At 63.7% G+C, this 13,274-nt stretch carries 14 protein-coding genes; 6 read left to right on the top strand and 8 right to left on the bottom strand.

Translation table 11 applies throughout. From position 1 onward, the window contains the following. Positions 1-2 precede the first annotated feature (2 nt). Together FCL40_RS08310 and FCL40_RS08315 are read right to left on the bottom strand one after the other, a co-directional pair. Complete coding sequence (locus FCL40_RS08310) at positions 3-608, bottom strand: DUF924 family protein (protein ID WP_136852698.1); 606 nt, start codon at positions 606-608, stop codon at positions 3-5. Between the two features lie 88 nt (positions 609-696). After that, positions 697-1,266 (bottom strand): DUF4136 domain-containing protein, encoded by a 570-nt coding sequence (locus FCL40_RS08315; RefSeq protein ID WP_136852700.1) that lies wholly within the window; start codon positions 1,264-1,266, stop codon positions 697-699. Between the two features lie 219 nt (positions 1,267-1,485). Between FCL40_RS08315 and FCL40_RS08320 the strand changes: the two genes are divergently transcribed. After that, positions 1,486-2,025, top strand: coding sequence for a BPSL1445 family SYLF domain-containing lipoprotein (locus FCL40_RS08320; protein ID WP_136852702.1), 540 nt, complete (start codon positions 1,486-1,488; stop codon positions 2,023-2,025). 12 nt (positions 2,026-2,037) lie between these two features. On the opposite strand, the gene FCL40_RS08325 is transcribed toward FCL40_RS08320, so the two are convergent. Continuing rightward, entirely contained in the window at positions 2,038-2,799 is a 762-nt protein-coding gene (locus FCL40_RS08325; protein WP_136852704.1) for a sporulation protein, read from the bottom strand. 71 nt (positions 2,800-2,870) lie between these two features. Between FCL40_RS08325 and yciH the strand changes: the two genes are divergently transcribed. Genes yciH through ruvX form a run of 3 tightly spaced genes read left to right on the top strand, consistent with a single transcriptional unit; the run spans position 2,871 to position 4,190 of the window. Further along, a complete protein-coding gene (gene yciH / locus FCL40_RS08330; protein ID WP_136852706.1) occupies positions 2,871-3,200 on the top strand; it encodes a stress response translation initiation inhibitor YciH in 330 nt (109 codons plus the stop codon). Positions 3,201-3,210: 10 nt separating this feature from the next. Beyond that, positions 3,211-3,774: a YqgE/AlgH family protein gene (locus FCL40_RS08335; protein WP_136852708.1), complete on the top strand. Its 564-nt coding sequence runs from the start codon at positions 3,211-3,213 to the stop codon at positions 3,772-3,774. Then, positions 3,771-4,190: a Holliday junction resolvase RuvX gene (gene ruvX / locus FCL40_RS08340; RefSeq protein WP_136852709.1), complete on the top strand. Its 420-nt coding sequence runs from the start codon at positions 3,771-3,773 to the stop codon at positions 4,188-4,190. The genes FCL40_RS08335 and ruvX overlap by 4 nt, the downstream gene beginning before the upstream one ends. 58 nt (positions 4,191-4,248) lie before the next feature. On the opposite strand, the gene thrC is transcribed toward ruvX, so the two are convergent. From thrC to FCL40_RS08360, 4 genes are all read right to left on the bottom strand, one after another. Then, on the bottom strand, positions 4,249-5,520 hold the full coding sequence (thrC, locus tag FCL40_RS08345; RefSeq protein ID WP_136852711.1) for a threonine synthase: 1,272 nt from the start codon (positions 5,518-5,520) through the stop codon (positions 4,249-4,251). A 5-nt stretch (positions 5,521-5,525) separates the two neighbouring features. After that, on the bottom strand, positions 5,526-6,461 hold the full coding sequence (thrB, locus tag FCL40_RS08350) for a homoserine kinase (RefSeq protein WP_136852712.1): 936 nt from the start codon (positions 6,459-6,461) through the stop codon (positions 5,526-5,528). 1 nt (position 6,462) lies between these two features. Then, the gene (gene thrA, locus FCL40_RS08355; RefSeq protein WP_136852714.1) at positions 6,463-8,913 is read right to left on the bottom strand and encodes a bifunctional aspartate kinase/homoserine dehydrogenase I; all 2,451 of its coding nucleotides are present in this window, start codon (positions 8,911-8,913) and stop codon (positions 6,463-6,465) included. A gap of 242 nt (positions 8,914-9,155) precedes the next feature. Then, positions 9,156-9,836, bottom strand: a complete 681-nt coding sequence (locus FCL40_RS08360; protein ID WP_136852716.1) for a tRNA/rRNA methyltransferase — start codon at positions 9,834-9,836, stop codon at positions 9,156-9,158. A 120-nt stretch (positions 9,837-9,956) separates the two neighbouring features. On the opposite strand from FCL40_RS08360, the gene aceK reads away from it, so the two are divergent. Further along, positions 9,957-11,654 (top strand): bifunctional isocitrate dehydrogenase kinase/phosphatase, encoded by a 1,698-nt coding sequence (aceK, locus tag FCL40_RS08365; RefSeq protein ID WP_136852717.1) that lies wholly within the window; start codon positions 9,957-9,959, stop codon positions 11,652-11,654. 99 nt (positions 11,655-11,753) lie between these two features. Next, positions 11,754-12,332: a peptidylprolyl isomerase gene (gene slyD, locus FCL40_RS08370; RefSeq protein WP_136852719.1), complete on the top strand. Its 579-nt coding sequence runs from the start codon at positions 11,754-11,756 to the stop codon at positions 12,330-12,332. Positions 12,333-12,412: 80 nt separating this feature from the next. Here slyD and FCL40_RS08375 read toward each other — a convergent pair whose 3' ends face one another. Next, positions 12,413-13,267 carry a universal stress protein gene (locus FCL40_RS08375; protein ID WP_136852721.1) on the bottom strand — a complete coding sequence of 285 codons (855 nt, stop codon included), beginning with the start codon at positions 13,265-13,267 and terminating at the stop codon, positions 12,413-12,415. Between the last annotated feature and the right edge of the window lie 7 nt (positions 13,268-13,274).

Consider the following 13,274-nt stretch of genomic DNA (forward strand, 5'->3'; position numbering starts at 1 on the left):
GGCTACTGGCCAAACCTGGGGGCGCCATCGGCAAGGTACAGCGCCTCAGCGGCACTGTTTTGCCGCCCCAGCACCAGGTTCCTGTGGGGGAAGCGGCCGAAGCGCTCGATGATCTCCAGGTGCAGCTGTTGGAATTTCAGGGTGCCCTGAGCCTCGGTGAGCGCCCGTCCGTTCAGCCCCTGCAGCATCGACGTCAGCATCTGCACGCCCAGGCGCTGATCCTCCAGGGACTCCGAGTGCTGCAGCGGCATGTAGAAGAACTGCTTCTCCGACAGGCTCAGTGCCCTGTCCATCCCCCGGGCGATCCCCTGCTTGCACAGGACCACGGCCCGTTGATCTCCGGCAAACGCCTCGGCCCGGGCGCGGTAGAGGTTGCGGCTGAACTGATCCAGGAGGATGATCAGCGCCAGCCTCCCCCTGGGATCCTCGGCCCAGCCATCCAGTTCACCGGCCAGGGCCCGCTGGTGCAGTTCGCCGAAGTGGGTGCGGATCTCCTGGTCGATCACCTCACCGGCCCCAAACCACAACTTGCCCTTGGGTTCTTTGGGCAACCCCAGTTCCAGCTCCCCGAACCAGAAAAACAGCACCTGTTCGACCTCCGGATTCATCACGCCTCCTTGTTCAGCGACCACCGCCTGCGGGTGTTGCCGTGGCCAGGGCAAAAAACAGGCCGACTTTTCAGCCGGCCCATCGACATCACTTCTGTTTACCCGGTGGGTATCCCTCGAAGATGGCGGCCACCACCTTCTGCACCTGCTCGGTGCGCTTCTCCGGAGTCAGGTTCTTCCTCACCGTATCGGTGCCACTGCCTCGCCACAACAGTTGCTTGGTCTTGGCATCGATGATGTCCACGATCAGAGTCCCCTCCTTGTACTCCCGTACCCGGGTGTCGGCCTGCACACCGGTTCCCCAGTAGCCATGGCGGCTGTGGTAGTAGGGGTAGTAACCAAAGCTGGTGTAGAAAGTATCAACATCGATCTTCTTCTCTACCTGGGTCAGGTAGTTCACCAGCACCTGGGCGTCGGAGGCAGGCACCTGAGACAGACCTGCGGCAGCCAACTGGCCGGTCAGGGCATTCCTAATGCGGCGATCATTGAGGCCATCCATCTGATAGTTGGCGGAACCGCTGTCCGGGGTGGCTTCCACCCAGGCCCACTTGGTAAAGCCACCGAACGCCACCTTCTCATCATAATCGTACTCGGTACTGACCGAGCTGCAGCCCGCCAGCGCCAGAATGCCAATCCAAAGTAACGCGCGCTTCAACATAGTGGAACCCCTATCCGTTAATACACTGTTTAAGACCTTAACACAGGGGTTCAGGTTCCCTAAAGCCCGACGCCCACCCTGGCCAGCCCGGGTTCAGCAAGGCGGTGTCATCCTGGGAAACTGGACCGAGACAACCCTTGGTCATTTTTTATGCTTACCTATATTTTTTAAATGGTTCATACGATAACTTAGGGGATGATTCCCATGGGAGGGCAGAAGATGAAAATGCTGAAATACTGGTTTGTGGGGCTGGTGGCACTGCTGATGGGCTTTGGCGCCAGCGCGGCCTCCAAGCAGGAGATCGACGCCAAGGTCAAGGCCGCCCTGCAGCAGCTGTACAAGGAGACACCGGCGGCCAAGGAGCTGGTGGCCAAGGCCCAGGGAGTGCTGGTACTGCCCGAAGTGTACAAGGCGGGCTTCGGCATTGGCGGTGAATATGGCGAGGGCGCGCTGCTGATCAATGGCGGGACCGCCGACTACTACGCCACCGCCGCCGCCTCAATCGGCCTGCAGGTGGGCGCCCAGGTAAAGAGCCAGGTGGTGCTGTTCATGACCTCTGAGGCACTGAACAACTTCCGCAACAGCCAGGGCTGGAAGGCGGGTGTGGATGGCTCGGTGGCCGTGGCAACCCTGGGGGCCGGGGGCACCTTCGACAGCAACACCCTCAGACAGCCCATCATCGGCTTCATCTTCTCCAACAAGGGGCTGATGTACAACCTGACCTTCGAGGGCTCCAAGTTCACCAAGATCGACCGCTAGAGAGGGTTCGACTCAGTCCACCAACAGCTGTTCAATGTGCTGCTGCAGGTTCTCCACCAGTTCCGGGGTGAGCCTGCGGCGTTGACGGTCGCCACTCTCCTCCAGGATGCGGCTCACCGCCGCCGCCATGCCTCGGCCGGTACGGGTCGCCTCGGCATGCAGGTAGAGCCCACCCTCCGCCGGCACGATGGCCAGCTCCATCTCCTCGATGCGCCCCTCAAACGGCCCCTCCCCCACATGGTAGTGAAACATCTGCAGATAGGGGGCCGAGACCCGCGCCATCGACGATACCGCCTCGGTATGCACCAGGTCCTGGACAAACCCCAGCCTGGTCATCGCCACCAGCAGCTCTGCCACCAGAGGCTGAGGCACCACCTCCAAAACATCCTCATCGCTGGGATCCCGCGCCTGGCGGATATCCAGCCCGGTGGAGAGCCACACCTGGGTCTTCCCCATAGTCAGGGGGGTAAACTCCGGCAGTTGAAACGCGATGGGGATCTCCAGCTCCTCACGGGCGCCTACGGTCAGGCCCACCGGCAGCTGAAAATGGGCCAGCTCCACCTCCTGGGTCTGCACATGACTGTCCTCCCGTTGCTGATAGCGACAGTGCAGAGCAAAGTAGACCCCGTGGATATGCTGGCCAATGGCGCCCCCCTTGACCAGTACCCGGGCGGCCACCCGCTGCCCGGGGACAAAACGATCGGCGTCCAGCAGGGTATCCACCTGACAGGAGCCCATGCCAAGAGAGGAGATCAGTCTGTTGTACAGGGACATCGACGCGGATTTTCCTTTTTCTTGTGTGATTTTGGTAAACTGGCAGGCCCATACCTGATAAGCCGCAAGATATGATCTCTAATCAAGACTCGCAACTGGTATATAGCACCGACCAGGGGCGCATAACCCAGGAAGAGACACAACCCCAGCCGCCACAGGGCGATGGCTGGGTTCGCATCCACCTGGACCGAAAGGGCCGCAAAGGCAAGGGAATGATGGTAGTAAAGGGGCTAGGCTTAGAGGACAAGAAGCTGAAGAAGCTGGCTGCCACCCTGAAGAAGAAGATGGGGGTCGGCGGTGCCGTCAAGGAGTTCGATATCGAGATCCAGGGCGACAAGCGCGACCAGCTCAAGCAGCTGCTGGAGCAACAGGGCTTCAAGGTCAAGTTGGCTGGAGGTTAAGGAGTTACCCATGCAAAGCCTGAAAGATCACCTGTTGATCGCCATGCCCTCTCTGCAGGACAAGGTGTTTAAGCGCTCTGTGACCTACCTGTGTGAACACGACGAGGAGGGCGCCATGGGGCTGATCATCAATCACCCCATCGGTCTGGAGCTGGATGAGCTGCTGCGCAAGATGGAACTGCAGGCGGAGGACTTCGTCCTGCCCAGCAACCTGGCCAACCAGGTGCTGCTGGGAGGTCCGGTCACCCCCGACCGCGGCTTCGTGCTCCACAGCGGCGAGTGCTACTACGCCAACAGCCGCCGCATCAACGACCGACTGACCGTCACCTGTTCCAAGGACGTGCTCGACAGCCTGGGTCAGGGCAAGGCCCCGGATCACTACCTGGTGGCCCTGGGCTACGCCGGCTGGGAAGCGGGCCAATTGGAGCAGGAGATCCTCGAGGGCTCCTGGCTCACCATTCCCGCCACGCCGGAGCTGCTGTTCGAGATCCCCCACAAAGAGCGATGGGCCGCGGCCACCCGCAAGCTGGGGATCGACACCTGGCAGTTGTCCGGGGAGATCGGTCACGCATGAGCGACACTATCCTCGGCTTCGATTTCGGCACCAAGGCGATCGGCGTGGCCATCGGCCAGAGCATTACCGGCACCGCCCAACCCCTGTGCGGCCTCAAGGCCAACGACGGCATCCCCAACTGGGACGAGGTAGCCAAGCTGTTCGGTGAGTGGCAGCCCAGCCTGGTGGTGGTGGGCCTGCCGCTGAACATGGACGGCACCGAGCAGGAGCTGACCCTGAGGGCACGCAAGTTTGCCAACCGCCTGCACGGCCGCTTCGGGGTCAAGGTGGTCACCCAGGATGAACGGCTGACCACCACCGACGCCAAGGCCCACCTGTTTGAGCGCCGCGGCTTCCGCGGCCTGAAGAAGCACGCCATCGACGCCACCTCCGCGGCGTTGATCCTGGAAAGCTACTTCGAATCGCTCTACGGCTGAGCCCCCCGCTCGAAAAAAGAGGACGCCCGGCGTCCTCTTTGCTTATCTCGGCTGCTACTCACACCAGCCTGGCCCTCAGCGCCTTGAAGGAGGCCGGCAGAGACTCGCTGAGCAGCGGCTTTTGCGCCGCGCTGGCCAGTGCCGGCGGCAGGGGCAGATCCAGCTGCAGCAGCTCATCCACCGACTCCTTGAACTTGGCCGGGTGGGCGGTCCCCAGGAAGATGCCGCACTCCTCCTCATTGAGGGAGCGCGACAGCGCCCGGCTGGCCACCGCCGCATGGGGCTCGGACAGATAGTCCCCCTTGTAGAGGGCGATCAGCTGGGTTTCGCACTCCGCCTCGGACACCGCCATCCCCTCCAGTTGGGACAGCGACCACCCCTTGGCCTGGCACAGCGCCTCCACCCTGGGCCAGTTGTTGGGGGCGGACACATCCATGGCATTGGAGCGGGTCGCCACGGTGGGCTGCACCTGCCACTGACCGCTGGCGAGGTAGCGGGGCACGGTATCGTTGCTGTTGGTGGCGGCAATAAAGCGTTTCACCGGCAGCCCCATCGCCTTGGCCAGCAGCCCGGCGGTCAGGTTGCCGAAGTTGCCGCTGGGTACGGCGATCACCGCCTGCTCCCGGCGCTCCGCCGGCAGTTGGGCCAGCGCCTCGAAGTAGTAGCAGATCTGCGCCAGCAGCCGGGCGATGTTGATGGAGTTGGCGGAGTTGAGGCCGATCGCCTGCTTCAGGGGCTCATCCTCGAACGCCTGCTTCACCAGGGCCTGGCAATCATCGAAGCTGCCGGCCACCGCCATGGTGCGAATATTGCCGCCCAAGGTGCAGAACATCTTCTCCTGCAGCGGGCTGATGCGCGCCTCGGGGTAGAGGATCACCACCTGGATGTTGTCCAGGCCAAAGAAGGCGTCGGCCACGGCGGCGCCGGTGTCGCCGGAGGTGGCAGTCAGGATGGTCAAGGGCTCATCGCCGGCCAGGTGGGAGAGCACCCGGGCCAGGAAGCGGGCCCCGAAGTCCTTGAACGCCAGGGTGGGACCGTGGAACAGCTCCAGGCAGTACTGGCGATCACACACCTGGGCCAGGGGCGCCTCGAAGGTGAAGGCGTCCCGCACCAGGGCCGCCACCGTCTCCTCCCCGAGCTCCTCCCCCAGCCAGGCGTTGAGGATGGCGATGGAGCGATCCACGAAGGGCATCGCCAGCAGGGCATCGACGTTGTCCAGCCTGGGCAGGCTGGAGGGGAAGAACAGCCCCCGGTCCCGGCCCAGCCCCTGGCGCACGGCCTGGGAGAAGCTGACGGTCTGGTCGGGATGTTTCAGGTTATAGAGTTCCATATTGGTTACTTCTCGCTCTGGTAGATAACCCCATCCTCCGCCAGCCGGCAGATATGGGCGAAGCCCCTGGCGTTGGCCAGGTAGCAGTTGTCCAGGTAGGCCTTGGCCTGCCGGGCGGTCTCGATATCGCGGCATACGCTAAACAGGGTGGGACCGGAGCCGGAGATCCCCACCGCCTCGGCCCCCAGCTCCGTCAGGGCTGCCTTGGCCGCCACAAACCCCGGGATATGGGGGGCCCGATAGGGCTCCGCCAATTCATCTTTGAGCATCGCCAGCGCCTGGGCCTGGTCCTGACGGTAGCAGGCGTCGACGAACGCCGCCAGGTTCTGGCCAAAGGCGATGGTGGTGCCCCGGTCATAGTGAGCCGGCAGCAGCGCCCTCATCTTGGCGGTGGAGAGGCTGATGCCCGAATAGGCCACCACCCAGTACCAGTCGTCGAAGGCGGGCAGCTTGCGGGCGAAGTCCGCCACCATCAGCTGCAGGCCCCCCAGGTAGCTAGGGGCCACGTTGTCGTAGTGGACCGAGCCGGAGATCTCCCCCTCCAGCTCCCCCATCAGCTTCAGTAGCGCCACCTGGGAGAGAGGCTCTCCGAAGAAGCGGTTAAGGGCGGCACAAGCGGCCACCACCGAGCTGGCACTGGAGCCCAGGCCGCTGCCGACCGGCAGGTTCTTCTCCAGGGTCAGCGCCAGGGGCTGGGAGGCCAGGCCGCTGGCCTTGAAGAAGGCGTCCACCGCCCTGAGGACGATGTTCTGAGCCGGGTCCTTGGGCAGCACATCCTGGTAGGGGCCACAGCAGCGGAAGGCGGGCAGGGCCGCCTCCTCGACACTGACCCTGTCCCCGAGAAGGGTGCCGTCCACCGGCTGCAGGGCGGCGCCCAGCAGATCGAAGCCGACACTGACGTTGCCCATGGATGCCGGGGCGTAAGCGGTCACTCTGGCCATCTCAGCCCTCCTTCTGCCAAGCCTGGGTACGCAGGATGTCGGCGAAGACACCGGCGGCGGTCACCTCGGTGCCGGCGCCATACCCCCGCAATACGAAGGGCAGCGGCTGGTAGTAGCGACTGTAGAACGCCAGGGCGTTCTCCCCGCCCTTGATGGCGAACAGAGGATGCTCCGGCCCCACCGCCTGCACCGACACCCGGCAACGTCCGTCGGCGTCGATGGCGCCCACATAACGCAGCACCTTACCCTCGGCCCTGGCGGCGGCCACCATCTCGGCCACCTCGGCGTCCGCCCCGGGCAGCCTGGCCATGAAGGCCTCGGTGTCGCCGGAGGCGTCGAAGCTCTCGGGCAGTACGCTCTCCACCTGGAGATCCTCCATCTCCAGTGCCATCCCCGCCTCCCGGGCCAGGATCAACACCTTGCGGGCCACGTCCATCCCCGCCAGGTCCTCCCTGGGATCCGGCTCGGTGAACCCCTTCTCCCGGGCGGAGGCGGTGGCCTCGGACAGGGAGACCCCCTCCTCCAGCAGGCCGAAAATGTAGGAGAGGGAGCCGGAGAGGATGCCGCCGAAGCTGTGCAGTTCGTCACCGGCTCGCAGCAACCCCTGCAGGTTGTCGATCACCGGCAGGCCGGCGCCCACATTGGTCTCATAGAGGAATTGGCGACGCTGGTCACGGGCCACCTGGCGCAGGGCGCGGTAGTAGCCCATGTCGGCGGTGTTGGCTTTCTTGTTGGGGGTGACCACGTGCAAACCGGCGTTCATGGCGTCCAGGTAACGGGCCCCGAGTGCGTCACTGGCGGAGCAGTCCACCAGCACCGGGTTGGTCAGTTTGGCATCGTGAGCAAAGGTGAACAGCGCTTCCAGGCACATAGGTTTGCCCTCCACCTCCAGCCGCTCCCGCCAGTTGTCCAGCACCAGGCCATCGGCGTCCAACAGCATCTGACGGGAGTTGGCCACCCCGCACACCCTCAGGGCCACATGGTGGTCATTCAGGGCCTGCTGTTGCTGGCTGATCTGATTCAGCAGCTCGGCCCCCACCTGGCCACAGCCCACCAGCAACACGTCGATGTAGCGGCGGCTGTCGAAAAAGTTCTGGTGGCAGATACGCAGGGCGGCGGCGGCATCGTCGTTCTGGATCACCGCCGAGATGGCCCGCTCTGAGCTGCCCTGGGCGATGGCGGCGATGTTGATGGAGGCCTGGGCCAGGGAGCGGAAGAAGCGGGCGGCCACCCCCTTGCGGGTCTTCATACCGTCACCGACCAGGGTGACGATGGCCATGCCGGGCATCAGTTCCAGGGGATCGAGCATGTCACTCTTCAGCTCCAAGGCAAAGGTCTCCTCCAGCGCCTGCACCGCCAGCTCCTGATCCTGTTGCTCCACGCAGAAGGAGATGGAGTACTCGGAGGAGCTCTGGGTGATCAGGCTGACGGAGACCCCCGCCAGACTCATGGCATCGAATACCCGGGCGGCCATGCCGACCATCCCCTTCATTCCCGGGCCGGAGACGCTGATCATGGTCTGATCCGCCAGGTGGCTTACCGCCTTGACGGCGTCACTGCCGGCGCCCTCCTGATGGATCAGGGTGCCCATGGCCTCGGGATTGAGGGTATTGCGGATGCGGCAGGGGATCTGGTGTTGGGCGATGGGAGAGATGGTCCTGGGGTGCAGCACCTTGGCACCGAAGTAGGAGAGCTCCATCGCCTCCTTGTAGCTCATCTCCTCCAGCAGGCGCGCATCGGGCACCAACCTGGGATCCACGCTGTAGACCCCGTCCACATCGGTCCAGATCTCGCAGCTGTCGGCGTGGAGGCAGGCCGCCAGGGCGGCGGCGGAGTAGTCTGAGCCGTTGCGGCCCAGGGTGACGGTCTGGCCCTGCTCATTGCAGGCGGTAAAGCCGGGCATCACCCAGAAGCGGTACTCGCCCACCGGCAGGGAGGCCAGGCGCTGGCGGGAGGCTTCGATATCCACCTGGGCATCCAGGGGCTCGCCCCGGGCCACCAGGTAACGGCGAGGCTCCAGCAGGGCGCAGCGCTCGCCACGGGCGCTGAGCAGCGCCAGCATCATGTGCACCGACAGACGCTCGCCCACCACCATCACCTCGGCCACCACCTCCTCGGGGCAGCGTCCCAGCAGGGCCACCCCCTGAAGCTTCTGGGCAACCTGGGCCAGCTCCTGCTCCCACAGGGCCTCCAGGGATTGTCGCGCCTCGAGAGCGAGTTCGGCACCACCGGCGAGCTCGTCCAGGGTCTGACGCACCGGGGCCAGCAGCTCATCGCTGTATCCGGCCACCGCCTTGTGCACTGCCGCCTCCAGTGCATTGGTCACCCCCTTGGGAGCGGACAATACCAGGGCCAGGGAGAACCCCTCGACGCTCTCCCGCGCCAGGGACGCCACCTGGGCAAACCGCTCTGCACTGGCCAGGGAAGAGCCCCCGAACTTCATCACCTTCATCTCGTCTCTCCTGTTGTGCCCTGCCCAAAACGAAGAAAGCCCGCTTTGGGAGCGGGCTTTCTGGTAACTGAATCTTAGGTTCTTCAGATACTAGCAGCCCGCCCCGCCACCGGTGGTACCGGTGCCAGTAATCACGATAATGGTGGTGATTACAGCGTGCATATTTAGCATCGTTTTTGTGAATAAACCTTTAAATTTGTCTTGCCTGTTACTTGAACTGAAAGCAGCAAAAGAGTCAAGGACTATTTTTTCAGGGCCTTTTCGATGTCGCCTACCAGGGTGTGTGCCATTGACACATCCCTTTGATTTAAAAGTCCAATTCTATCCTTAAGCCAGAGCCGGACGGGATCATTGTCAGCCAGATTCAAATCATTCATCAAACTTATGGACCGCTGTTTCAGCGCGGTCAATTGCCCCTCGCCAGCCGGTTCGGGCCTGGGCGCCTCGGCCACCTTGGAGAACTCGTAGGCGTACAGCATGGCCGCCTGGGCCAGGTTCAGGGAGGGATAGGGGTTGGCCAGGGGAATGGTGGTCAGCAGGTCCGCCAAGGCCAGATCGGCATTGGACAGTCCGGACTCCTCGCAGCCAAACACCAGGGCCGTCCTGGGCGCTGCCGCCCCCAGGACAGCCACCTGGGCGGCCGCCTGGGCCGGGGTGTGCAGTACCCGTTTGTCACCCCGGCGGCGGGCAGTACTGGCGATCACCAGGTCCTGGTCCGCCACCGCCTGCGCCAGGGTATCGAACCCCTGAGCCTGCCTCAGCAGCTCCTGGCTGCCGTGGGCGACCCAGCCCGCCTCGTCGGAGAGGTGGGCCTGGGACGCCACGATGCGCAGCCGCTCGAAGCCCATGGTCTTCATCGCCCGGGCCACCGCCCCGACGTTTTCTCCCCGGGCGGGGGACACCAGAATAAAGGTCAACTCCATACTCTCTCCTCGCACTAGGCTGGCGTTTGCGCCAAGGGTAATGAAATCCCGTTGAGAAGCAAGGGGGGGCAAGGTAGGTTAGTCAGTGCAGGTCCCGCAGTCAGGTAAGGAGTACCAAAGATGGACAAGGGCACGCCGAAACGGATCGCCTACCGAATTCTCACCGGCTTTGATCAACACTACCGGATCTTTTCCCGCGTCAATGCCGGCGCCCCGGAACGGTTCCTGGCGGCGGACTGGGCCGGAGTTCAGCGGGCCCAAAAGCAACGGATCCATATCTACAGCCAACGGGTATCGGACACCGTGGCCGCCCTGATGGCGCGCCTGGACAGCCTCACCATCTCCACCGAGCTGTGGCGTACCGCCAAAGGGGAGTACAGCGAGTTGCTGCAGGGGCATCCCCAGGCGGAGCTGGCGGAAACCTTTTTCAATTCGGTCTTCTCCCGGCTGTTCCGTCACCGTGGCCTGGACAATCAGCACCTCTACATCCACACCAGCAGTGCCCGGCGGGCGCCCTTCGCCCCCCACCAGCTGTGCTGGCGCTTCAGCCTGGGGGAGCGTCCCAGGGAAGCGTTTCGCCGCGCCCTGGGCTACGCCCGACTGCTCGGCGCCTTCGAGGAGGTGGACAGCGATCTGACCAGGCTGTGTGACCGCCTGACTCCCCTGATTGACCGGCTGCAGGTGCATGACGTGGAGTTTCTCAAGCCGGTGTTCTACCGCAACAAGGGGGCCTACCTGGTGGGCAGGCTGATTGGCCACCGGGGGGAATCGCCGCTGATCCTGCCCATCCGCCACGGCGACGGCGGCCTGTCACTGGACGCGGTGATCACCCGCCAGGACGACTGCTCGGTGATCTTCAGCTTTACCCGGGCCTACTTCATGGTGGAGACCGACCGTCCAGCCCTGCTGATCCGCTACCTGCGCCACCTGATGCCCAACAAGTCCTGGGCGGAGCTCTACAGCGCCATCGGCCTGCAAAAGCACGGTAAAACCGAGTTCTACCGCGACTTTCTCCACCACCTCAACGGCAGCAGCGACCAGTTTGTGATCGCACCAGGGATCAAGGGGATGGTGATGAGCGTGTTTACCCTGCCCTCCTACGACGTGGTGTTCAAGCTGATCAAGGACAGCTTCGCGCCACCCAAAGAGAGCAATAAGGCCGAGGTCAGGGAGAAGTACAACCTGGTGAAGGAGCACGACCGGGTGGGGCGGATGGCCGACACCCAGGAGTTCAGCAACTTCGCCTTCCCCCGCCACCGATTCAGTCCGACCCTGCTCGAGGAGCTGCAGTCCTGTGCCCCGTCGGAAGTGGAACTGGACGGCGACCGCATCATCATCCGCCACCTCTATATCGAGCGCAGGATGACCCCGCTGAACATCTACCTGGATGGCGCCGACGACCTCCATGTTCACCGGGCTATCGGTGAGTATGGGAACGCCATCAAGCAGCTGGCCGCCGCCAACATCTTTCCCGGCGACATGCTGTTCAAAAACTTCGGCGTCACCCGCCACGGCCGGGTGGTGTTCTACGACTACGACGAGATCGACTACATGACCGATTGCAACTTCCGGGAGATCCCCCCACCCCGCTACCCGGAGGATGAGCTGGCCGCCGAACCCTGGTACTCCGTGGGTCCCAAGGACATCTTTCCCGAGGAGTTTGGCCGCTTCCTTCTGGGCCGGCCGGAGATCCGCAAGAGCTTTATGGCCCAGCACCGGGATCTGCTCAGGGCGGAGTACTGGCAGGGGCTGCAGAGCCAGATCCGCGACGGCATCTATCCGGATATCCGTCCCTATCGCCCCGAGTGCCGCCTCTGAATCCTCCCGGGGCGATAAAAATGTTGCCTCAGTCATGGTGTGACCGGGGTGAAAGCCGTATGATTTGGCCTTTTACACTCATCTGCTTTGGAGTTCCGGATGAAAATTGCTGCCCATACCGTCGTTACCCTGCACTACCGTCTGCGCGACGGCGAAGGCGAACTGATCGAAGACTCCTTCGGCGGTCAGCCCATGCAGTATCTGCACGGTGCCAACAACCTGATCCCAGGCCTGGAAGCGCAACTGACTGACAAGGCCGCCGGCGACAAGCTGGAGGCCAGCGTGGCCCCCGAGCAGGCGTACGGCCCCTACCAGGAGGGCCTGAAACAGGAGGTGCCTCTGGCCGCCTTCGGCGAAATCGAAGATATCACCCCCGGCATGCGCTTCATGGCGGAAACCGACCAGGGTCCAGCGCCCGTGGTGGTAGCCGAGGTGCGTGACGACAGCGTGGTGGTCGATGGCAACCACCCCCTAGCGGGCGTGACCCTGCAGTTCGAAGTGGAGGTGGTCGAAGTGCGGGCCGCCACCGAGGAGGAGATCGCCCACGGCCACATCCATGCGGCCGGCGGTTGCTGTGGCGGTGGCTGCGGCGACAAGGGTGACGACCATGAGTGCTGCGGCGGCACCGGCGAGTGCGGCAGCCACGAAGAGGGTCACGGCGGCTGCGGCTGCCACTAGGATCCGACAGGAAACGGCAGCCCAGGCTGCCGTTTTTCGTTTACCGAGTGTCGCTGACCACAGGGCCTGCCGCGCCTGGCCTACTGATCGAAGTGGGGCACCACCAGCAGGTGGCTGTGCATCTTGCTGAGGATCTCCTCGGCGGTATTGCCCATCACATACCCCAGTAACCCCTTGCGCTGACGGGCGCCGATGACGAAGTAGCCCACCTGCAACTTGGCCGCCAGCTGCGGCAGGCAACGGCCCTCATCCCCCACCATCACATGGATGTTGTCCTTGGGCAGCCCCAGGGACTCCAGCAGCAGCGCATGCTGCCGGTAGACATCCTTCACCAGCTGACGGGTGTCGATCACCTCCAGATCGCGGATCACCTGGGACAGGTGCACCACGTAGGCCAGGTGCAGCTCACCACCGGTGGCCGCCACCAGCGCCTTGGCATGGTGCAGCAACTGCTGATTGAGCATCTGCTTGGCCTCATTCTTGCCACCGAGGTCCAGGGCCACCAGCACATCCTCGGCCCTGGCCCGATGATTGTCGGTCAGCAGCATCAGCGGCACCCGGGTCTGACGGATCAGGTGCCAGTCGGTGGGCAGCAGATGATCACTCTTGCGGTAGGCCTTGACGATCAGCGACGCCCCCTGGTCAGCCAGGTCGGTGACGTCTTCCGCCAGGTATTCGGCCCAGCGCACCGTCACCGGCACCCCGCCGCCCAGTTGGGCGACCCGGGTGCGCAAGCTGTCATTCAGATCCGACATCAGCCGGTTCTTTATCGACTCCACCAGTTCGGGAGTCATGCCGTCAACGGCGGGCATGGACTCATGACAGTAGCCCACCACTTCCGGCTCCATCTTCAGTGTTTGCGCCAGCTCCACTCCCTTGGCCAAGGCGTCAAATTGGTTGTCATCCCTGGGAGCCACGATCAACATCTTGCTCATAGTTCCC

The organism is Ferrimonas sediminicola, from assembly GCF_005116715.1.
Taxonomy (GTDB): Bacteria; Pseudomonadota; Gammaproteobacteria; order Enterobacterales; family Shewanellaceae; genus Ferrimonas; species Ferrimonas sediminicola.

Bases quoted from the DNA above. Each gene is read 5' to 3' on its own strand.
- FCL40_RS08325 (WP_136852704.1), bottom strand. From the start codon at position 2,799: ATGTCCCTGTACAACAGACTGATCTCCTCTCTTGGCATGGGCTCCTGT.
- slyD (WP_136852719.1), top strand. From the start codon at position 11,754: ATGAAAATTGCTGCCCATACCGTCGTTACCCTGCACTACCGTCTGCGC.
- aceK (WP_136852717.1), top strand. From the start codon at position 9,957: ATGGACAAGGGCACGCCGAAACGGATCGCCTACCGAATTCTCACCGGC.
- FCL40_RS08335 (WP_136852708.1), top strand. From the start codon at position 3,211: ATGCAAAGCCTGAAAGATCACCTGTTGATCGCCATGCCCTCTCTGCAG.
- FCL40_RS08360 (WP_136852716.1), bottom strand. From the start codon at position 9,836: ATGGAGTTGACCTTTATTCTGGTGTCCCCCGCCCGGGGAGAAAACGTC.
- FCL40_RS08320 (WP_136852702.1), top strand. From the start codon at position 1,486: ATGAAAATGCTGAAATACTGGTTTGTGGGGCTGGTGGCACTGCTGATG.
- FCL40_RS08310 (WP_136852698.1), bottom strand. From the start codon at position 608: ATGAATCCGGAGGTCGAACAGGTGCTGTTTTTCTGGTTCGGGGAGCTG.
- thrC (WP_136852711.1), bottom strand. From the start codon at position 5,520: ATGGAACTCTATAACCTGAAACATCCCGACCAGACCGTCAGCTTCTCC.
- FCL40_RS08375 (WP_136852721.1), bottom strand. From the start codon at position 13,267: ATGAGCAAGATGTTGATCGTGGCTCCCAGGGATGACAACCAATTTGAC.
- FCL40_RS08315 (WP_136852700.1), bottom strand. From the start codon at position 1,266: ATGTTGAAGCGCGCGTTACTTTGGATTGGCATTCTGGCGCTGGCGGGC.
- thrB (WP_136852712.1), bottom strand. From the start codon at position 6,461: ATGGCCAGAGTGACCGCTTACGCCCCGGCATCCATGGGCAACGTCAGT.
- ruvX (WP_136852709.1), top strand. From the start codon at position 3,771: ATGAGCGACACTATCCTCGGCTTCGATTTCGGCACCAAGGCGATCGGC.
- yciH (WP_136852706.1), top strand. From the start codon at position 2,871: ATGATCTCTAATCAAGACTCGCAACTGGTATATAGCACCGACCAGGGG.
- thrA (WP_136852714.1), bottom strand. From the start codon at position 8,913: ATGAAGGTGATGAAGTTCGGGGGCTCTTCCCTGGCCAGTGCAGAGCGG.